The organism is Nocardiopsis listeri NBRC 13360 (assembly GCF_001570765.1).
GTDB lineage: Bacteria > Actinomycetota > Actinomycetes > Streptosporangiales > Streptosporangiaceae > Nocardiopsis > Nocardiopsis listeri.
Window position 1 is genome coordinate 56,929 of record NZ_BCSH01000006.1, and the last position, 19,320, is coordinate 76,248.

21 protein-coding genes and 1 tRNA gene are annotated in these 19,320 nt (G+C 67.3%); 11 read left to right on the forward strand and 11 right to left on the reverse strand.

Annotation, left to right across the window (positions count from 1 at the left end):
* Positions 1-91 precede the first annotated feature (91 nt).
* From NLI01S_RS02015 to NLI01S_RS02025, 3 genes are all read left to right on the forward strand, one after another.
* Entirely contained in the window at positions 92-868 is a 777-nt protein-coding gene (locus NLI01S_RS02015) for an SGNH/GDSL hydrolase family protein (RefSeq protein WP_067598173.1), read from the forward strand.
* Between the two features lie 122 nt (positions 869-990).
* A complete protein-coding gene (locus NLI01S_RS02020) occupies positions 991-3,006 on the forward strand; it encodes an NADPH-dependent 2,4-dienoyl-CoA reductase (RefSeq protein WP_067598175.1) in 2,016 nt (671 codons plus the stop codon).
* A gap of 55 nt (positions 3,007-3,061) precedes the next feature.
* Positions 3,062-3,628: a PadR family transcriptional regulator gene (locus tag NLI01S_RS02025; RefSeq protein WP_067598178.1), complete on the forward strand. Its 567-nt coding sequence runs from the start codon at positions 3,062-3,064 to the stop codon at positions 3,626-3,628.
* A 50-nt stretch (positions 3,629-3,678) separates the two neighbouring features.
* Here the strand turns inward: NLI01S_RS02025 and NLI01S_RS02030 are convergent.
* The 4 genes from NLI01S_RS02030 to NLI01S_RS02045 form a co-directional block, all read right to left on the reverse strand.
* Positions 3,679-3,766: transfer RNA gene (locus NLI01S_RS02030), tRNA-Ser, on the reverse strand.
* Positions 3,767-3,776: 10 nt separating this feature from the next.
* Positions 3,777-4,229, reverse strand: coding sequence for a nucleoside deaminase (locus NLI01S_RS02035; RefSeq protein WP_084392254.1), 453 nt, complete (start codon positions 4,227-4,229; stop codon positions 3,777-3,779).
* Positions 4,230-4,273: 44 nt separating this feature from the next.
* On the reverse strand, positions 4,274-4,762 hold the full coding sequence (locus NLI01S_RS02040) for a tRNA adenosine deaminase-associated protein (RefSeq protein WP_067598181.1): 489 nt from the start codon (positions 4,760-4,762) through the stop codon (positions 4,274-4,276).
* Between the two features lie 42 nt (positions 4,763-4,804).
* The gene (locus NLI01S_RS02045; protein ID WP_067598185.1) at positions 4,805-5,305 is read right to left on the reverse strand and encodes a tRNA adenosine deaminase-associated protein; all 501 of its coding nucleotides are present in this window, start codon (positions 5,303-5,305) and stop codon (positions 4,805-4,807) included.
* A gap of 323 nt (positions 5,306-5,628) precedes the next feature.
* Here NLI01S_RS02045 and upp point away from each other — a divergent pair, with 323 nt between their 5' ends.
* The 7 genes from upp (at position 5,629) to NLI01S_RS26700 (ending at position 9,364) form a co-directional block, all read left to right on the forward strand.
* On the forward strand, positions 5,629-6,282 hold the full coding sequence (upp, locus tag NLI01S_RS02050; protein WP_067598188.1) for a uracil phosphoribosyltransferase: 654 nt from the start codon (positions 5,629-5,631) through the stop codon (positions 6,280-6,282).
* Between the two features lie 434 nt (positions 6,283-6,716).
* Positions 6,717-6,959: a hypothetical protein gene (locus NLI01S_RS02055; RefSeq protein WP_067598192.1), complete on the forward strand. Its 243-nt coding sequence runs from the start codon at positions 6,717-6,719 to the stop codon at positions 6,957-6,959.
* A gap of 363 nt (positions 6,960-7,322) precedes the next feature.
* Entirely contained in the window at positions 7,323-7,487 is a 165-nt protein-coding gene (locus NLI01S_RS25905; protein ID WP_190318334.1) for a hypothetical protein, read from the forward strand.
* Positions 7,488-7,506: 19 nt separating this feature from the next.
* Positions 7,507-8,022 (forward strand): PH domain-containing protein, encoded by a 516-nt coding sequence (locus NLI01S_RS02060; RefSeq protein ID WP_067598195.1) that lies wholly within the window; start codon positions 7,507-7,509, stop codon positions 8,020-8,022.
* Positions 8,023-8,262: 240 nt separating this feature from the next.
* Positions 8,263-8,493 carry a hypothetical protein gene (locus NLI01S_RS26195; RefSeq protein ID WP_084392240.1) on the forward strand — a complete coding sequence of 77 codons (231 nt, stop codon included), beginning with the start codon at positions 8,263-8,265 and terminating at the stop codon, positions 8,491-8,493.
* A 387-nt stretch (positions 8,494-8,880) separates the two neighbouring features.
* Positions 8,881-9,069 carry a hypothetical protein gene (locus NLI01S_RS02065; RefSeq protein ID WP_067598198.1) on the forward strand — a complete coding sequence of 63 codons (189 nt, stop codon included), beginning with the start codon at positions 8,881-8,883 and terminating at the stop codon, positions 9,067-9,069.
* Positions 9,070-9,193: 124 nt separating this feature from the next.
* Positions 9,194-9,364 carry a hypothetical protein gene (locus NLI01S_RS26700; protein ID WP_371850597.1) on the forward strand — a complete coding sequence of 57 codons (171 nt, stop codon included), beginning with the start codon at positions 9,194-9,196 and terminating at the stop codon, positions 9,362-9,364.
* 74 nt (positions 9,365-9,438) lie between these two features.
* Here NLI01S_RS26700 and dnaB read toward each other — a convergent pair whose 3' ends face one another.
* Positions 9,439-10,791, reverse strand: coding sequence for a replicative DNA helicase (gene dnaB, locus NLI01S_RS02070; protein WP_067598201.1), 1,353 nt, complete (start codon positions 10,789-10,791; stop codon positions 9,439-9,441).
* 348 nt (positions 10,792-11,139) lie between these two features.
* Between dnaB and NLI01S_RS02075 the strand changes: the two genes are divergently transcribed.
* Positions 11,140-12,489: an MATE family efflux transporter gene (locus NLI01S_RS02075; protein WP_067598204.1), complete on the forward strand. Its 1,350-nt coding sequence runs from the start codon at positions 11,140-11,142 to the stop codon at positions 12,487-12,489.
* Between the two features lie 68 nt (positions 12,490-12,557).
* Here NLI01S_RS02075 and NLI01S_RS02080 read toward each other — a convergent pair whose 3' ends face one another.
* The 6 genes from NLI01S_RS02080 to NLI01S_RS02105 all read right to left on the reverse strand — a co-directional run bounded on the left by NLI01S_RS02080 (position 12,558) and on the right by NLI01S_RS02105 (position 18,511).
* Positions 12,558-13,391, reverse strand: coding sequence for a peptidoglycan recognition protein family protein (locus NLI01S_RS02080; RefSeq protein ID WP_067598207.1), 834 nt, complete (start codon positions 13,389-13,391; stop codon positions 12,558-12,560).
* A 176-nt stretch (positions 13,392-13,567) separates the two neighbouring features.
* Entirely contained in the window at positions 13,568-14,014 is a 447-nt protein-coding gene (gene rplI, locus NLI01S_RS02085; protein WP_067598210.1) for a 50S ribosomal protein L9, read from the reverse strand.
* A gap of 27 nt (positions 14,015-14,041) precedes the next feature.
* Entirely contained in the window at positions 14,042-14,278 is a 237-nt protein-coding gene (gene rpsR / locus NLI01S_RS02090; protein ID WP_067598213.1) for a 30S ribosomal protein S18, read from the reverse strand.
* A 119-nt stretch (positions 14,279-14,397) separates the two neighbouring features.
* Positions 14,398-14,982 carry a single-stranded DNA-binding protein gene (locus NLI01S_RS02095; protein WP_067598217.1) on the reverse strand — a complete coding sequence of 195 codons (585 nt, stop codon included), beginning with the start codon at positions 14,980-14,982 and terminating at the stop codon, positions 14,398-14,400.
* Positions 14,983-15,098: 116 nt separating this feature from the next.
* On the reverse strand, positions 15,099-15,389 hold the full coding sequence (gene rpsF, locus NLI01S_RS02100; RefSeq protein ID WP_067598220.1) for a 30S ribosomal protein S6: 291 nt from the start codon (positions 15,387-15,389) through the stop codon (positions 15,099-15,101).
* A gap of 290 nt (positions 15,390-15,679) precedes the next feature.
* On the reverse strand, positions 15,680-18,511 hold the full coding sequence (locus tag NLI01S_RS02105) for a transglycosylase domain-containing protein (protein ID WP_223809068.1): 2,832 nt from the start codon (positions 18,509-18,511) through the stop codon (positions 15,680-15,682).
* Positions 18,512-19,320: the final 809 nt, after the last annotated feature.

The following is a 19,320-nucleotide window of genomic DNA, read 5'->3' on the forward strand; positions in this document are numbered from 1 at the left end:
GGTTCGTCCCGTCCTCGTCGCCCGGACCCCACGGGGCGGATCGGCGCCGACGGGGGTAGTTTTCCCAAGGACCGAGGAAAGGGGACCGGGTATGCGGTGGGACGGGGATCTGCGTTACGTCGCCCTCGGCGACAGCCAGACCGAGGGCGTCGGCGACGGTGACGAGAGCAGCGGTTATCGGGGATACGCCGACCGATTCGCCGAGCACATGGTGGCCGCCGGGGCCCGGGTCGAGTACGCCAACCTGGCGGTACGCGGACGTTTGGCCGGACAGGTGCACGCCGAGCAGCTGGAACCCGCGCTGCGGTTGCGTCCGGACGTCGCGACCGTCTTCGCCGGGGTCAACGACCTGATCCGCCCCGGGTACGACCCCGACGTCGTGATCGGCCACCTGGAGACGATGTTCGCCGAGCTGACCGGCGCGGGGGCCAAGGTGGCCACTCTGACCTTTCCGAACATCACGAGGATCGCGCCCTTGACCAGGCCACTGCTGCCACGGGTCCTGGACTTCAACGCCCGGGTGCGCGCGGCCGCCGCCCGCCACGACGTCGCGGTGGCCGACTGCTTCCGCCACGCGGTCGCCACGGACCGCCGTCTGTGGGCTCCGGACCGGTTGCACTGTTCCTCGGAAGGACATCGACGGATCGCCGGTGCGGTGGCCCACGCGTTGGAGCTGCCGGGCGCGGACGTCTCCTGGACCGACCCGCTGCCTCCGTTGCCCACGCCCGCCGCCGTGACCCGGGTCTACGACGAGGTCACCTGGCTGGGTTCCTTCCTGGGTCCTTGGGTGGCGCGCCGGATCCGCGGCCGTTCCTCCGGTGATGGTCGTGTGGCCAAGCGTCCCGAGCTCGTTCCGCTGGTCCCCTGACCGACGCGGTCGGGGCCCCCGCCCTTCTCGGGGGCGGACCCTCGATCCTTTGTGCAACTTGTTGCATAATGAGGGAAAGGTCGGCCGGACACCGACCGAGAGGCACCGCGCGAGGAGAGACCATGACCGACTACCCCCACCTTCTGGAACCCCTGGACCTGGGCTTCACCACCCTCAAGAACCGCGTGATCATGGGCTCCATGCACGTCGGCCTGGAGGAGGCCCCCAACGGCTTCGAGAGGATGGCCGCCTTCTACGCCGAACGCGCTCGCGGCGGCGTCGGCCTGATCGTCACCGGCGGCATCGCCCCCAACCCCGAGGGCGCCACCTACACCGGCAGCGCCAAGCTCACCGATGACGAAGAAGTCGCCCAGCACCGCCTCATCACCGATGCCGTACACCGCGACGGCGGCCGGATCGCCATGCAGATCCTGCACACCGGCCGCTACGCCTTCAGCGAGGACTCCGTCTCCGCCAGCGCGATCCAGGCCCCGATCAACCCCTTCGTGCCGCACGCCCTCACCGACGAGGAGGTCGAGCGCACCATCGAGGACTTCGCCCGCTGCGCCGAGCTCGCCCGTCGGGCCGGGTACGACGGCGTGGAGATCATGGGCTCCGAGGGCTACCTCATCAACCAGTTCATCGCCCCCGCCACCAACAAGCGCGAGGACCGTTGGGGCGGCTCCTTCGAGAACCGCGTCCGCCTGCCCCTGGAGATCCTCCGCCGGGTCCGCGAGCGCGTGGGCATCGACTTCATCGTCATCTACCGCCTGTCCATGTTGGACCTGATCCCCGACGGATCCACCTTCGACGAGGTCGTCGAACTCGGCCGAAGGGTGGAGGCCGCCGGCGCCGACATCATCAACACCGGCATCGGCTGGCACGAGGCCCGTGTGCCCACCATCGCCACCTCCGTGCCGCGCGGCGCCTACACCTGGATCACCGAGCGCCTCAAGAAGGAACTGTCCGTCCCCCTGGTGGCGGTCAACCGCATCAACACCCCCGAGGTCGCCGAGCGCATCATCGCCGACGGCCAGGCCGACATGGTCTCCCTCGCCCGCCCGATGCTGGCCGACGCCGACTTCGTCGCCAAGGCCGCCGCCGGTGCCCCCGAGGAGATCAACACCTGCATCGGCTGCAACCAGGCCTGCCTGGACCACACCTTCAGCCTCAAGATCACCTCCTGCCTGGTGAATCCGCGCGCCTGCCACGAGACCGAACTCGTGCTCTCGCCCACCAAGACCCGCAAGAACGTCGCCGTGGTCGGCGCGGGCCCCGCCGGGCTCGCCTTCTCCGTCTCCGCCGCGAGCATCGGACACACCGTCACCCTGTTCGACGCGGCCGCCGAGATCGGTGGACAGCTCAACATGGCCCGCCGGGTGCCCGGTAAGGAGGAGTTCGACGAGACCCTCCGCTACTACCGCGTGCAGCTCGACAAGCACGGCGTGGACGTACGCCTGAACACCCCGGTCGCCGCCGCCGACTTGGAGGGCTACGACGAGGTCGTCGTAGCGACCGGTGTCTCCCCGCGCATCCCCCGGATCCCCGGCGTCGACCACCCCAGCGTGGTCGGCTACGTGGACGTGCTGCGCGGCGGCGCCGAGGTCGGCGAGAGGGTCGCCGTCATCGGCGCCGGTGGCATCGGCTTCGACGTCGCCGAGTTCCTCACCGACACCGGGGAGGAGGCGAGCCAGGACGCCGAGGCCTTCTTCCGTCAGTGGGGCGTGGACCTCGACTACAAGGAGCGCGGCGGTCTGCGCGCCCCCCGGCGCGTCGCCCCGCCCCGTCGAGTCCACCTGCTCCAGCGCAAGACCAGCAAGGTCGGCAAGGGCCTTGGCAAGACCACCGGGTGGATCCACCGTCTGGAACTGCGCCACCGCGGCGTGGAGATGGTCGCCGGAGCCGAGTACCGCCGCATCGACGACGACGGCCTGCACCTGACCGTGGACGGCGAGGAGCGTGTGCTCGACGTCGACACCGTGGTGCTGTGTTCCGGTCAGGACCCGCGCCGGGACCTCGCCGACGAGCTCATCGCCGCCGGCCACACCGTGCACGTGATCGGTGGCGCCGACGTGGCCGCCGAGCTCGACGCCAAGCGCGCCATCAAGCAGGGCACCGAACTCGCCGCCTCCCTGTGATCCCCGTGGCCGCGGACCCGAGCGGTCCGCGGCCGCCCCTTCCTAGAATGCGCACATGTCCCTGCCCCACGCGATCCTCACCGCCCTGTTGGAGAAACCCTCCTCGGGACTGGAGCTGACCCGGCGCTTCGACCGCTCCATCGGGTACTTCTGGTCCGCCTCCCACCAGCAGATCTACCGAGAACTGGGGAAGCTGGAGCGGTCCGGGCTGATCCGCGCCCTGCCCAGCGACTTCCCCACCCGGGGCCGGCGCAAGGAGTACGAAGTGCTGGCCGCGGGCCGCACCGAACTGGAGCGCTGGGTGGGAGAGACCGAGGAGCCCCGCTCCCTGCGCGACACCCTGATGCTGCGGGTACGTGCCACCGGGGTCGTGGGCGTGGATCCCGACTTCGTGGCCGAGCTGCGCCGGCATCGAGAACTGCACGGCGAACGACTCGCCGAATACCGCGAGTTCCAGCGACGTGACACCGCCCGAGGCCGAGGGACCGAACGCGACCGGGTCCAGGGGCTGGTCCTGCGGGGAGGGGTCGAGCTGGAGACCTTCTGGGTGAACTGGCTGGACAGGGCCATCGCCGAGCTCGAGGAGACCAAGGGACCATCCGGCGGGACCTCCCCCTCCTGACGGTCCCGGGGCAAGAAAAAACCGCCCCCGGTGTTCCCGGGGGCGGCTGGTGGCGGTGGAGGAGGGATTTGAACCCTCGAAGGGTTGCCCCTTACCCGCTTTCGAGGCGGGCGCCATCGGCCACTAGGCGACTCCACCGAGAGGAACTCTACCGGATCCTGCGCCGTGCGAAAAACCGGATGAGCAACCCCGAACATCTCTCGGCCACGTTTTCGCTGATCATCTCGGGTGGAATCACTTCAGGACGGTGGTTCTGCCGAGGGTCCCGGAGCAGGTCCCACATCGAACCGACCGCACCGGCCTTGGCGTCCCGCGCCCCGTAGACCACACGGTCCACCCGGGAGAGCACCGTGGCGCCCGCGCACATGACGCAGGGTTCCAGGGTCACCACCAGCGTGCAGCCGCTCAGGCGCCACTCACCGCGCGTCTCGGCGGCCGCGCGCAGGGCCAGCACCTCCGCGTGCCCGGTCGGGTCGCCCGTGGCCTCACGTTCGTTGTGGCCGCGCCCCAGCACCGTTCCGTCGGGTCCCAACACGACCGCGCCCACGGGCACGTCGTCGGTCTTCAGGGCACGCTCCGCCTCGACCAGGGCTTCGAGCATCGCAGAGTCGGCCGTGGCACGGTCGATCCCGGGAAGGGCCCCCGTCACAGTCGCATCGAGTCGAGGAGTTCGGCGAATCCGGTGCGTTCGGCCACCATCGCGAGGACGTCACCGGGCAGTACCCCGCCACCGGCGGAGAGGGAGCGCAGCTCCTCGCCCGGCACCCCGAGGTCCGAGAGCAGACCGTCGTCACCGTCGGGACGCGGATCCGGTCGGGCTCCCGCGCTCTCCACCGGCATGGGGGCGCCCAGACCACCGGCCTCGGAAAGGATCCCGGCCACCGGGTGATCGTGCACGACCCGACCGTCGGAGAGATAGACGCGCGGTTCGGAGCCCGTCACGTCCACACGCACGACGGCGAACCACTCGTCGTCGGCCTCCACCAAGAGCAGGGCCATGTCACTGCCCCACTCGGTCTCGTAGTCGAGCATGAGGTCGGTGATGTCGTCGATGACGTCCACATCACCGAGATCGACCTCGGTTCCGCGCCATGTCCCGCCGTTGGGAGCGAAGACAGCTGCGAAGGTCGACACGGCTCACCCTCCCGTCTTTCCAGGTCACTTCCGCAGGCGTCCTTACCCCATACCGTCGAGGACACGCTGAAAGGCCTGGGCGAATCCGAGCCGTTCGGAGACGCTGGCGAGCACCTCGTCCGGATACAGGTCCAGGTCACCGGCGAGGGCGCCCAGTTCCATCTCGTCCAGCCCCAGGTCCGCGACCACGGACAGGTCGCCCGCCGGTAGGACCTGGTCGAGGTCGTCGTCGTGGGGAAGGTCGATGTCCAGGTAGTCGAGGACGTCCCTGGCCACCTGCCAGTCCACCGAGGCGGTCACGTCGGACAGGAAAACGGTGACGTCCTCCCCGTACACCCGGACGATGATGAAGAAGTCGTCGCCCACGGACACCAGTCCGAGGGAACCGCTGATGCTCGGCTGTTGGCGCAGCGCGTGGATCAGACCCTTGAGGTCGTGCACCAGCGCGATGGGGAGGAGATCCACATCCCAGTACTCCTCTTCCCTGTATGCGACGGCCGCGAAGTCACCCGAGTCGTCGTCACCATGATCGAGCACTGTCATCGTCACCCCAACCCGGACGGTGTATCGGTGCGGACGAAGGGAACCGGCTCGCCCGTGCGAGTGTCATGGTAGCGATCACTCCCACCTCGTGGCCTTCCTTCGCCCGCCATGGAACGGACCCACGTTCTCATGACAGGAGGCTCCGGCGCGCCCCCGCATACGATCCCGGATCCCTTCTTCGCGGCCTCGGTGCCCCGGCCGGAGGTCGCGGCGCCCCGAGGCCCGCCCGAGACGCCCCGGGGCGGGGCATACGCGCGGTTAGACTCGTGCCGGCCCCTCTACCCACACATCGCCCTGTCGCCCCAGCTCACCCGGAGAACGTTTTGGAAACCCTGGTCGTCGACCACCCCTTGGTCTCGCACAAACTGACCACCCTGCGCGACGTGCGGACCGACTCACCGACCTTCCGGCGGCTGACCGACGAACTGGTGACCCTGCTCGCCTACGAGGCGACGCGGGATGTCCGAGTGACAGAGGTCACCATCGATACCCCGCTCGTGCAGAGCACCGGGTTCCAGTTGTCGCGCCCGACCCCCCTGGTCGTTCCGATCCTGCGCGCGGGACTCGGCATGCTCGACGGCATGACCCGGCTGTTGCCCACCGCCGAGGTCGGCTTCCTCGGCATGGCACGCAACGAGGAGACCCTCCAGCCGGCGACCTACGCCGACCGCCTTCCCCAGGACCTTTCCGGTCGTCAGTGCTACGTGCTCGACCCGATGCTGGCCACCGGTGGCACCTTGGCCGCCGCCCTGAAACTGCTCGTCGAGCGCGGCGCCGATCACATCACCGCGATCTGCCTGCTGGTCGCCCCCGAGGGTCTGACCGCGGTGGAGCGGAAACTGACGGAGAGCCTCCCGGAGAACCATGGGGCCACCCTGCGCGTGGTGACCGCGGCCGTCGACGAGCGCCTGAACGAGCAGGGCTTCATCCTGCCGGGACTCGGCGACGCCGGAGACCGCCTCTACGGCTGTTCCTGAGGCCGGACCGCGGCTTCGTCGCCCTCCCACCCCGAGCGCCCGATCAGATCACTGATCGGGCGCTTTTTCGGCTCTTTCTGGTCGAAGCCGAATGAACGTCCGAAAATCGGGCACTGACTCCTCATGACCGTGCCCCCGTCCGACGTCACCCCTGGTCGAGCCCGCTTGACCGACCGCACCGGAGACACGGGGCTGCTTTAGCCGAATTCATTTCGAGATTGGAACGTAACAGATTAGGGTGATCATGGTTCCTGACCACCCGTAACGGGGTAGATCAGCCCGACCGAAACCGCCCCGCCCAGGAACCGGGCCACCGATACCCAACACACCGCCCCCACATTCGAGGCGGTGCCACGGCTACCCCTCGGTGGCTACGCATAGCCCCCGTGCGCACACCCCCCGTGCCGTTCCGCCCGCAGCCCAGAAGGAGTGAGATGCCCGAGAACCCCTCCCCCTCGTCCACCCAGGCCGCCAGCGACTCCCACTTCAGCCCCGTCGTCAGTCGCCTTTCCACGGAGTTCTCCCACGTCCACCACTCCGCCACCGTTTCGCGGTGCGTGGACGCGGCACGACACGGAGCCCAGGACGTGACCGGACGGGCCACCCCGGACCTCGTCGAACGCATCGCACGGCAGCACCTCCAGGTTCTGGCCCTGGCCTTCGCCGAACAACGCTGACCACTCGCGTGGGCTGTTTCGGCCCTGCATTACACAGAACTACGGAAGACCGGGAACCGACGTCGAGCCGGCGCCGGTGATCCCCTTCCCGGGATCCGGATCTGCGGAAATCCGCAGCACTTTCGCCCCGGAACACGTTCGTCGGCGCCCTTCACCCCTTCTGACCTGCCCCTGAACAAAAGAGAATTTCGGACCGTCCTTCACAGGGGCAACAACCTCACCGGAACCGGACACAGTCGGCAAGTAGCGAACGGCCGACATACCGCCACGCCGAGGGTGCGCTTAAGGCTTTACGGGCATGATGGTCGATGCAACAATCACTGCTGGGTTGGTGGGTCAGGTGGATTCCAAGGGGAGTCAGTCGTGGCGAAGTTGAAGAAATGGGGCGGATACGCGCTCATCGGTTTCGTGTTGTTCTATCTACTCACGCAACCGGAAAGTGCGGCCGGGGTGATCCAGAGCGCCCTGGGCGGCCTGATGGGCGGCGCGGAGTCGATGTCCCGCTTCGTCAACGCACTGCTGCCGTAGTCGCGAGGAAGCGGGTGCCATGAAGCTCGTCGCCTCAAGTAACGCGGCACCGGCATCGGTCAACCGCTATCTCCTGCCACACGAGCAGGACGTGGTGACCATCCGACGTCACCCCGCGGTCCTCATCGGACCGGTGGCGATCGTGCTGGCCGCGTTGATCCTCGCGGGGATCCTGAGCCAGACGATCGGTAGCGGTGCCGACGGCGGCGTCGTCCTCGCCGTCATCTGGTGGCTGTGGCTACTGGTCCTGGTGTGGTTCGTCTGGCGGGTCGCGGAGTGGTCCGTGGACTACTTCGTCATCACGTCGGCCCGACTGCTCCTGACCACGGGGTTGATCACCCGACAGGTGAACATGATGCCGTTGGGCAAGGTCACGGACATGCGGTTCGAACGCACCCTGCTCGGCCGATTCCTCGGCTACGGAACCTTCGTCATGGAGTCCGCGGGCCAGGACCAGGCGCTCAGCAGGATCGACTTCATTCCCTACCCGGAGCAGCTCTACCTCGAGGTTGTGGGACTGATCTTCAAGGAGTGACCGGTACCCGCGTATGACGCTTCGAAGCACCCGTCCAGGTGGCGGGTGCTTCTTCGTGTTCGGGCCTTGGCCACCCCTCGCCACCACCCCGGTTACCGAGTTGTTCACCTTCCGTTCACCTTGAGGGCGAAGCAGCCACGAAATTCCCACGTGGTCAGGCACGACACCCCGGACCGAATTGACTCTTAGGTGAACAAAGGGTTAACATGAGCTATCCCAATCGGAAACGAGGAGGGCTTCATGGCACGCAGGACCGACCACGCGCCGCGCCCGTCTCGCTCATCGACCGCTCGTCGGCGCAATCGATCCGCTGCCCAGAGCCGCCGCCTCGCCGGCCTGGCTCCTCAGCCCACGCAGGTCCCTAGACCGCGTGAGAACGCCGACGCGACCACTTCGGAGCACCCCATCCTTCACTGGGTTCTGATCACCGACGAGAGCGGACGCACCCGCCCCGAGGCGCGCTGGCTCTGACCGCCGCCCGGACACACACGCCGAAGAGCCACCCGCACAACGCGGGTGGCTCTTCGCGTTCCCGGGCCGAGCAGGGTCGGCTCATCGCTTTGTCGACAAATCGGCAAGACCATAAATCTAGATGAGGACAACCGAATACCCGCCTCTAGAGAAGCGGCGAGGGTGACTCCTGTCTCACGAAAACGGTCTTGGCCATGAGTGAGACAGGACGTAGCGCCTCACTCATGTCGCTTTAGAACCTTCCTCGCGTCGGACCGCCACGTTCCGGGCACCCCGCGCCCACCTCCACACGGTGCGCGCGGCTCCGTCGGCGTCCCACATCGCGGTCGGGAAGGCCTTCGCCACCGGCGACAATCGGCTTTCGGCCGGCAGCGTATATGCGCGCCAATGACCGAAACCCACCCCTTCCCCGTCGTGGCACACAACCCCGGCCCACACACGCGACAGGAGGTCCCCCTGTTCGGACCACGTCACCGATGGCTCTCCCGGATCACCCTGAACGAGACCACCAAGAGGTACGGGGACCGGACCGTCCTCGACCGCGTCACCCTCACCATCGCGCCCGGACAACGGTGAGCTCGACCGTCCGGTTCGCTCTCCGTGGGGCAACGCCGTCGGATCGAGGTGGCCCGTTTGTCGTCGGATCGCTCACGACCTGCCGTCGCTGGACGAACCGACCGACCACCTCTCCCCCGGGCTGGTGGAGGAACTGGAGGAGGCGCGGTCCCACCACACCGGAGTACTGGTGAGCGTGATCCACGACCGAGGCGTGCACAGCGGCTTCAGCGGCCGACACCTGCGTCTGGAGGCCGGCGAGATCCACGACGACAAGTCGACGAATCGCTTTGTCGACATTTTGGTCAGCACATAAGTCGACTTATGGATTGACCGATACAGCGGGGCGTGATCGAACCGGTCACGCCCCGTACTCGTCGATCGCCAGGACTACCCCGGCGCCATGTCGACGAAGCGACTGTAGTGGCCCTGGAAGGCCACGGTCACGTCGGCGGTCGGACCGTTACGGTGCTTGGCCACGATGATGTCCGCCTCGCCGGCGCGCGGCGACTCCTTGTCGTGCACGTCCTCGCGGTACAGCAGGATGACCATGTCCGCGTCCTGTTCGATGGATCCCGATTCGCGAAGATCCGACACTTGTGGGCGTTTGTCGGTGCGCTGCTCGGGACCACGGTTGAGCTGGGAGAGCGCCACCACAGGCACCTCCAACTCCTTGGCCAGGAGCTTGAGCGAACGCGACATCTCGGAGACCTCCTGCTGACGGCTCTCCACTCGACCGGGCGAGCTCATCAGCTGGAGGTAGTCGACGATCACGAGCTTGAGGTCGTGCTGCTGCTTGAGCCGGCGGCACTTGGCCCGGATCTCCATCATCGACATGTTCGGGGAGTCGTCGATGAACAACGGCGCACTGGCCACCTCGCCCATGCGTCTGGCAAGCCGTGCCCAGTCATCGTCGGTCATCAGACCCGAACGCATGGTGTGCAGTGGCACCCGCGCCTCGGCGGAGAGCAGACGCATGACGATCTCGTTTCGGCCCATCTCCAGACTGAAGAAAACGGACGTCATCTCGTTCTTGATGGACGCAGCACGTGCGAAATCCAAGGCCAGGGTCGATTTCCCGACGGCGGGTCGAGCGGCGATGATGACCATCTGGCCGGGGTGGAGGCCGTTGGTGAGAGCGTCGAAGTCGGCGAAGCCGGTGGGGACACCGGTCATGCTGCCGTCGTTCGCGCCGATGGCCTCGATCTCGTCCAGGGCGCCCGGCATGATGTCGCCGAGGACGACGTAGTCCTCACCGGTGCGCTTCTCGGCGACCTTGTAGATCTCCGCCTGGGCGTGGTCGACCAGGTCGTCGACCTCTCCGTCGCCGGAGTAACCGATCTGCGCGATGCGGGTGCCCACCTCGACCAGGCGGCGCAGGACCGCGCGGTCGGAGACGATCTTGGCGTAATAGCCGGCGTTGGCCGCGGTGGGGATCGCTTCGGTGAGGGTGTGCAGGTAGGGGGCGCCACCGACGCGGGTGGCCTCGCCGCGCTTGGTCAGTTCGGCGTTGACCGAGATGGCGTCGACCGGCTCGCCACGGGAGAACAGGTCGACGACGCTCTCGTAGATGATCTGGTGCGCGGGCCGGTAGAAGTCCGCGGACCGGATGATCTCGACGACCTGGCTGATGGCGTCCTTGGACAGGAGCATGCCGCCCAGGACACTCTGTTCGGCCTGGATGTCGTGCGGTGGGGTGCGCTCGTATCCGCCTGCTTCAGGTGGTTGTTCGGCGACACTCACGGACTACTCCCCACACCGGACGCGTGCGTCGGCCCGGGTCCGGGCCGACCCTTCCAGCATGCCCCATCCGGGTGACGGGGGACGCCGCGAGGGAGGCCTGTGGACACCCCTTTACCATCACATCCCCAGCACCATGGGGCATTGTGCGCAGAGGTTATGCACATCACCTGTGGATAACTATGCCGCCAGTCGCCCATAACCCATTTGAGCTGCGAAAACGTGCTTCTCTACCGGGACGTGCAAGATGTCTCACGAGGAGGCTTTCCACAGGTTATCCACAGGGTTTCGGCGGCCTGTGGACAACCTCACCCCACCCATCGAACGCCTGTCCGGTACTGTGGCTCTGCCATGGCCACATTCCTCTCGGCGGCACCCTTCCGGCACCGCCACGATCGCGAGATCTTCGCCCTCGCTATCCCCACGTTCTTCGCTCTCATCGCCGAACCGCTCTTCCTGCTCACCGACTCCGCCATCGTCGGTTCGCTCGGTACCCGGGCCCTCGGTGGTCTCGGTGTCGCCGGACAGGTGTTGCTGACCCTGGCTGCGGTGTGCATCTTCCTCGCCTACGGAACGACCGCCGCCGTCTCCCGCAAGTTCGGCGCGGGAGACATCCCCGGCGGCATGCGCGACGGTGTGGACGGGCTCTGGCTCGCGATCCTGTTGGGCATCGCCGCGATCGGCATCGGTTGGCCGCTCGGCCCATGGATGATCGACCTCCTCGGCGCCTCCCCCGAGGTGGCCCCGTACGCGGTCACCTACCTGCGCATCAGCCTGCTGAGCACCCCGTTCCTGTTGATCATCATGGCGGGCACGGGGGTGCTGCGCGGGTTGCAGGACGCCCGTACCCCCCTGGTGGTGGCGGCCTCCTCCTACATCGGCAACGCGCTCCTGTGCGCCATCTTCGTCCTGGTCCTGGACTGGGGCATCGCCGGTTCCGCGTGGTCGACTGTGCTCGCCCAAGGGGCGGGCGCGTTCTGGTACGTGGCCACCATCGTCCGCGCCGCCCGACGCGAGGGTGTATCGCCGGTGCCGAGCGTGGCGGGGCTGAAGGCCTCGGCCTCGGCCGGGTTCGCGCTGTTCCTACGCAGTGTGTCCATGCGTGTGGTGGCGCTGGTGACCACTGCGGTGGCCGCCCGATTGGGCGACGAGTCGATCGCCGCGCACCAGGTGAGCTACAACATCTGGGCGCTGCTGGTCTTCGCCATGGACGCCATCGCCATCGCGGGGCAATCGATCGTCGGCCGCTATCTGGGTGCGGGAGACGTTCGAGGCACCAAGGACGCCACTCGACGCATGATCGAATGGGGGGTGCTGTCGGGCCTGGTGTTCCTGGTCCTGGTGTTCCTGGTGCTGCCGTGGGCGCACCTTCCGTTCACCTCGGACCCCCGGGTGGCCGGGTTGATCACGGCCTCCCTGGTGGTCGTGGCACTGATGCAGCCGCTCAGCGGAGTGACCATGGTCCTCGACGGGGTACTGATGGGCGCCGGAGATCAGCGTTACCTGGCGTGGGCCTCCCTGTGGACGATGCTCGCCTTCCTGCCGTTCGCCTTGGTCCTTCCGCACCTGGCCACGTCCCAGACCTGGGGTTTGGTGGGCCTGTGGAGCGCTTTCGCCGTGTGGATCCTGGCCCGGGCCATCACGCTCGGCCTTCGCGCACGCGGTACCGCCTGGTTGGTCACCGGCGCGACGCGTCCCTGACCACCCTTGGAAACAGAAGACCGCCGCCGCCCGTGTCGGACGGTGGCGGGCGACGAAGTGGTCCTGGGTCAGAAGGACGCGTCGAGGTCCCCGATCGTGGGGCCGTGGTAGAAGGTGGCGATCCGTTCCGCCTCCGGTGCGCCGGGAAAGCTCGGCAGCTGTTCCACACCGAGTTCCTCGCCGGCGTATCGGCTCAGGTGACCGAGCTGTTCCCGCAGGCGGCTCCCCACGTCGTTCCGGAGCTTGGGGAGCATCGAGTAGAGCTTGTCACCCGGGCAGTTGGTGGAGTTGTAGTCGCGGTGCCCCACGATCGCGTCCTGCGGATCCAACCGGTACACCAGGCACAACCAGGTACAGGTGTCCACCAACGCCGACATCAGCGCATCCGGCGGGGTCGCCGAGGTATAGGTGCCCTCGTTCTCGATCCCGATGGTGTGCGAGTTGTGGTCGGCGGTGTGCGCGCCCAGGACGTGCTTGCCTTCGCCGATGGCCTGAAGGGTCTTGTCGCGCCCTTCCATGATGTGGCCGCCTCGGCTGATGGTGAGCTGCTGACCGGTGTCGATCCAGCCGTTGCCGTCCATGTGGTGCTTCTGAATGGATCGGGACAGGGCGGCGGCGTGACTGGTGGACGTGTCGGACCCGTTGCCGGTCGCGGTGTGGTGGACGACGATGTGCGTCGGCCCCTTGCCCAGGATGTCCACCGATCCCTTCGGCGATCGGGCCTTCCAGTTCGACCTGGTGTAGACCTTGGGCGTCGCGGAGGCCGAAGCCCGGCCCACGGCGGAAACCCCCAGTGCGCCACCGAGGAGCACTCCCCCGGCGGCCAGAACCGTTCCGCGCAGCATCGTCCTGCGGCCCACCGCGAACGGGTGGTCGTTCTCGGGTCGTCTCTCAATGGCCATCGGTATGCTGTCCTCTCCGTGAGGAGCGTCGCGGGACGCGACGCAACACAGAGAACACGATAAGTTACAAAGAGTAGCCAAAGGGAGGTTCTCGTCGCCCGGGCGTGTTCGCCGGACGGCAAGAACCCCGCCCCTCTGAGGAGGAGCGGGGTTCCAGGACCGGAAAGGGTCGACGACTAGGCGCCGACGATCTCCAGCTTGATCGAGGCGGAGACCTCAGGGTGCAGGCGGACCTGGACCTTGTGGGCACCGACCGACTTGATCGGGTTCTTGATCTCGACGCGGCGCTTGTCCAGCTCGGGACCACCGGCGGCCTTGACGGCCTCGACGATGTCCGCGGGCGTGACCGAACCGAAGAGACGACCTCCCTGGCCGGCGCGCTGCTTCAGGCGCACGGTCAGAGCGTTGACCTGGCCGGCGACCTGCTGGGCCTCGTCCAGGGTGCGGATGTCACGCGCCTTGCGGGCACGCTGGATCAGGTCGATCTGCTTCTGCCCACCACGGGTCCACCGAATGGCGACCCCACGGGGGAGCAGGTAGTTGCGTCCGTAACCGTTCTTCACCTCGACGACATCGCCGGGGGCTCCGAGACCGTTGACCTCGTGGGTCAAAATCAGCTTCACGACAAAAACCTCCCTCGGATATCGCCGCTAGCGAGCGGTGCTGGTGTAGGGCAGCAGGGCCACCTCGCGCGCGTTCTTGATCGCGGTCGCGACGTCGCGCTGGTGCTGGGTGCAGTTGCCGGTCACCCGACGGGCACGGATCTTGCCGCGCTCGGAGATGAACTTACGGAGAAGCGTGGTGTCCTTGTAGTCGATGTAGGACTGCTTCTCGTGGCAGAACAGGCAAACCTTCTTCTTGGGCTTGCGTGCTGGGGGCTTAGCCATCGTGGTGCTCCTTCGCAAGAGCCCCGGGGTCCACCCGGGGATGGGCTGGTACATGGAAAGGGTGACTCGGCGACGTTTCGGGCGCCGTGTCGGGTGTTACGTGGGACCGTGGGGCCGGGCTAGAACGGGGGTTCGTCGGAGAATCCTCCGCCGCCACCGCCGAAGCCGCCGCCACCACCGCCACCGTTGGTCGCCCACGGGTCGTTGGCGGGAGGACCGCTGTGGCCACCCTGGCCGCCCTGCGGGCCGCCGAAGCCGCCGCCCTGGTTCCCGTAGCCGCCGCCCTGAGGCTGGCCACCACCGAAACCGCCGCCACCGCCGAAGCCGCCACCACCCTGGCGCTGCGTCTTCGTCACCTTCGCGGTGGCGCTACGCAGTGCCGGGCCGACCTCTTCGACGTCGATCTCGAAGACGGTACGCTTCTCACCCTCACGGGTCTCGTAGGAACGCTGCTTCAGGCGGCCTTGCACGATGACGCGCATGCCACGCTGAAGAGTCTCCGCCACGTTCTCCGCGTATTGCCGCCAGACGCTGCAGGTGAGGAACATGGACTCGCCGTCCTTCCACTCCCCCGACTGACGGTCGAAGGTGCGGGGCGTCGAGGCCACACGGAAGCTGGCGACCGCGGCTCCACTGTTAGTGAAGCGCAGTTCAGGGTCGTCGACGAGATTGCCCACGAGCGTGATCTGGGTTTCGCCTGCCATGGATCGGCTCCGGTTCGAGATAGTTCGGATCAGGCGGTTCGCCTGGTCCCCGCATCATCCCTGTCGGCTAGGACAAAAAGAACGGACGGGGAACAGGGGGTCGGGCACCGGAGTGCCTAGTGAACCTCGGGACGCAGAACCTTGGTGCGAAGCACGGACTCGGCGATACCGAACTGCCGGTTGAGCTCCTTGACCGTCTCGGTCTTGGCGGTCAGGTCGATGACCGCGTAGATGCCCTCGGAGTTCTTCTCGATGTCGTAGGCGAGACGACGCTTGCCCCAGATCTCCGTCTTCTCGACCGAACCGCCGTCCTCGCGGACGACGTTCAGGAAGTTCTCCAGCGACGGGGCGACGGTGCGCTCGTCGAGGTTCGGGTCGAGGATGACCATGATTTCGTAACGACGCATAGGCGTACGTTCCTCCTCTGGACTGTCGCGGCCATGGAATCTCCATGGCAGGAGGGCAGGAGCCCGGGGTCTCACCGTCCCGATCGGACCGGGGGCGCACCACTCGGGCTCTGAGCCATACGGGAATCAAGGTTACCAGCAGCCGAATACCACCCGGGATGCCTTGTGGATACTTCGGACACGCCCGGTATCGTCTCGGCGTTCGGGGAAACGAACGGGGCCGGTGCCCGAGGTCCTCCCTCGGGCACCGGCCCCGCGAACCGGCGGCGTACCGCCCGGTCAGTCCGGGATCACTCCCTGGGCCTGATCAGGCTGTTGTTGCTCTGGTTCTGTTGATCGTTCTCACCCGGCTGCCCGGGCTCCTCGGTCTCCTCCTCATCGCAACCCGGCATGCCCGGGAAGAAGCACTCATCCGGGGCCTCGGGCGGCTCGGACTGCTCGCAGTCCTCTTCCCAGAAGTCACACTCATCGGGGCTCTCCTCGGTCTCACAGTCGGGTTCCCGAGGGTCGCACTCCGGTTCGCTGGGCTCCTCACTGGGCTCCTCGCTGGGCTCCTCACTGGGTTCCTCGCTCGGAGGGGGCGTGGGCAGGTAGCTCAACTCGTCACCGACCCACTGGGGTTCGGGGAACTGCTGGTGCTCTTGCCCCTCCATGGCGGTCTCCATGAAGGCCTTCCAGACCTTCGCGGAGGTGGTACCACCGTAGACGTCACCGAGCTCGGCACCGAAGTCGAGCGGCTGGGCCTCGGCCCGGCTCAGACCCACCGCGGCCGACAGTTGCGGGGTGTATCCCACGAACCAGGCGGAGACGGCGTCGGAGGAGGTACCGGTCTTGCCCGCCACGGGGCGACCGTCGGCCAGGGCCGCGTTACCGGCACCGCCCTCCAGGACCGCCTGCTGCATGGCGTAGGTGGCGTCCGCGGCGACCGCCTGGCTGAGGACCTCCTTGCCGGCCTCGATCTCCTCCGCGTCATCGGGGGTGACCACGTTCCCGTCCGCGGTCTGGAGTTCGGTGACCATGTGCGCGGGGAAGTGCCGCCCCTCGGCGGCGAAGGTGGCGTACCCGCTGGCCATGTCGAGCGCGTTCACCTGGTGCGTGCCCAGGGCGATCAGCGGACCGACGGTGGACGTGGTCTGCCGGTCCGGGTGCACGCCCATCTCGACCGCGAGTTCGTCGACCCGGGACTCACCGACCTCGATGGCCAGTTCCACGAAGCTGGTGTTGACCGAGTCCGCGGTGGACTGAACGAGGTCCACGTTGCCGTAGTCGACCTCGCCGGAGTTGATCACCGGGCTGGCCAGTCCGGGGAACTCGCGTCCACTGTCTCCGTTGAACTGACTGCGCAGACCGATGTTGTCGGACAAGGCCCGGGCCAACACGTAGGGCTTGTAGGCCGAACCCGCCTGGGTCTGGTGGACCAGGGAGTTGTTGATCACCGTGGACACGTCGGGTCCACCGTTGAACGCGACGATCTCCCCTGTGGAGGGTTCCACCGCGGTGAGGCCGTGCATGGTGTCGTCGGCCGCGCTCTCGGGCAGGACGTTGAACGCCTCCTCGGCCGCGACCATCAGCTCCGGGTCGAGGGAGGTCTTGATGACCAGGCCCTTGGTAGCGATTTCCGCACCGGTGATGCCCGAGCCCTCGTAACGCCGTTCGACCTCGTTGATCACGGCCTGGCGGACGTACCCCAACCTGGGGTCGCCACTCGTCTCCTCGGGGTTGTAGTCGATCCGTTCGGGGATCTCCAGGGCCTCGGCCTCGGCGCGGGGAAGACCGCGTTCGCCGTCGGTCTCCTCGTGCATCAGGGCCAGCTGGTTCTGAACGTAGGGCCAGCGCTCGTCGTTGAGGTAGGTCTCGGTCCAGGAACCCTCTTCGGGGTTCTCGAAGTTGCTGGGCATCTGGATGATGAGACCCAGGAAGGCGCCCTCGGCGTTGTCGAGCTCGCCCACGCTCTTGCCGAAGTACTTCTGCGCGGCCATCTCGATGCCGGAGGCGCCACGACCGAAGTAGATCGTGTTGAGGTAGATCGTGAGGATCTCGTCGTGCTCGACCTGCTGGCTGAGCTTGATCGAGATGAAGATCTCGCGGATCTTGCGGGTCAGCGGCTCGTCGCCCTTGAGGTCGTTGTAGTAGCCGCGGGCCATCTGCTGGGTGATGGTCGAGCCACCACCGGCCTCGCCACGGGAGAGCAGGGCGCGACCGATACCCATGACGTTGATGCCCGGGTCCTCGTAGAAGGTGCGCTGCTCGGCGGCGAGCACACCGTCGACGACGGTGTCCGGGATGTCCTCGCGCTCGACCGCGACGCGCTGGACGTCTCCGGTGGTGAGGGCGAGTTCGCCCTCCTCGTCCTCCCCGGCGCCGGTCCAGTAGATCTGGGTGGCCGACATCTCGTTCTCGGCGTTCGCGTCCAGATCCTTGGCGTCGGGTGCCATGGAGTACAGGACCGCGAAGGTGGCCACACCGGCGATGAACATCAGACCGCAGAAGGCCAGCGCGGGCTTCCACGCCTTGGACATGAAGCGCTTGAACCAGTGACGGTCGTCCGGCTCCTCCTCACGGGAACGCCGACGCCCTCCGCCACCACCACGGCCTCCCGCGCCCCCGGCGGCTCTGGCCCCTCTCCCCGGGGCGCGACGGCCCTCGGAGCGGGAACCGTGTTCGCGTTCACGGGGGTCACGAGGGCCCGACGCGGCCCTGCGGCGCCCACCGGCGCGCGGGTCGTCGGGGCGACGACGGGGACGTTCCCCTCCCTCGGGGCTGCGACGCCTGCCCTCTTCCGGGCGGCGCGGACGCTCACCGTCATCGGGGCGGCGACGTCGTGCGCCTTCGGGGCGTTGGGGCCGGCCGCCATCGGCGCGACGGCGTCCGTCCTCGGGGCGCGGACGTCCTTCGGCGCGGGATCCGGCCTCGGGCGGGCGCGGTCTCCGCGGGGCGGCGTTGTCGTCGCCTCCCCAGAAACCTCCCTCGTCCGCGGGATCGGGACGGCGTCGTCCGCCGGCACGTTCTTTCCCGGGCGAGCCGTCGGCCCTACGCCTTCCGCCGTCACCGCGCGGACCGTCGCCCGGGCCGTCGGCCCGGCGACGGCCGCCTTCGGCACTCCGTCGTCGTTCGGTACTCACGTGGTCCTCGATTGCCTCTCACGGCCGGTCGGCCTGACGATTCCTTGGTGGAAAGGGGGACTATCCCCCTGGGGGATCGGTGATTCGCGACCTGTTCACGGTGTACCGGCGTGGTTCTGGGCCGGATCAGCCTGGTTTTCCACCGCTGTTGCCTGTCGTTCAAGGCTTGATAAAGAGACGCCCAACCCCGGGTGAGGGTTTTCAACAGGTCGCGAAGACGTTGGCCGCTACTTCCTCCTGGTCGTTGGCCTGCGAGTGCGCATCCCCTGCTCAGCGGCCTTTTGGGACCGATCTGAACGTCGCCGCGGCGGTGGCTCGGTTCGGGGGTTCTACCGGCCGCACACGCAAATCATGAGTCACGGTAGAGCGATCGAACGGTATTGTACAACCCACGCGCGAGGGTATCGCGCGCTTCGTCCGACTTGTTACCGTGCGCCGGATTGGGCGCGTCGTAGCAGGTCACAACGTCGACCATGAACACCACCCCGCATGTGACGGCGATCACCAGAATGCGCGACCGTGGACATCGACCCAGTTGGGAGCCGTGATGTGACATCACCCGCGCGAGTTCCTCGAGATGATGGGGACCTTCTCCTGTTCGCTGTGGGCAATGAGACCCCTCGAGTGCCACGTGACATGCGTTCCCACGGCGAAAGCGAAGATAGAGTCATAGCAGACAAACCAGCCAGACAAGCACAGTTCGCCCTCGTAACCGACGGCCCTGAGGGGGAACAGAACCTTCGTGCGCGCTGCTGACCACATACGGAATACGGACGCAGGATGACGACCCCCGGACCGCCGTCGGCGCG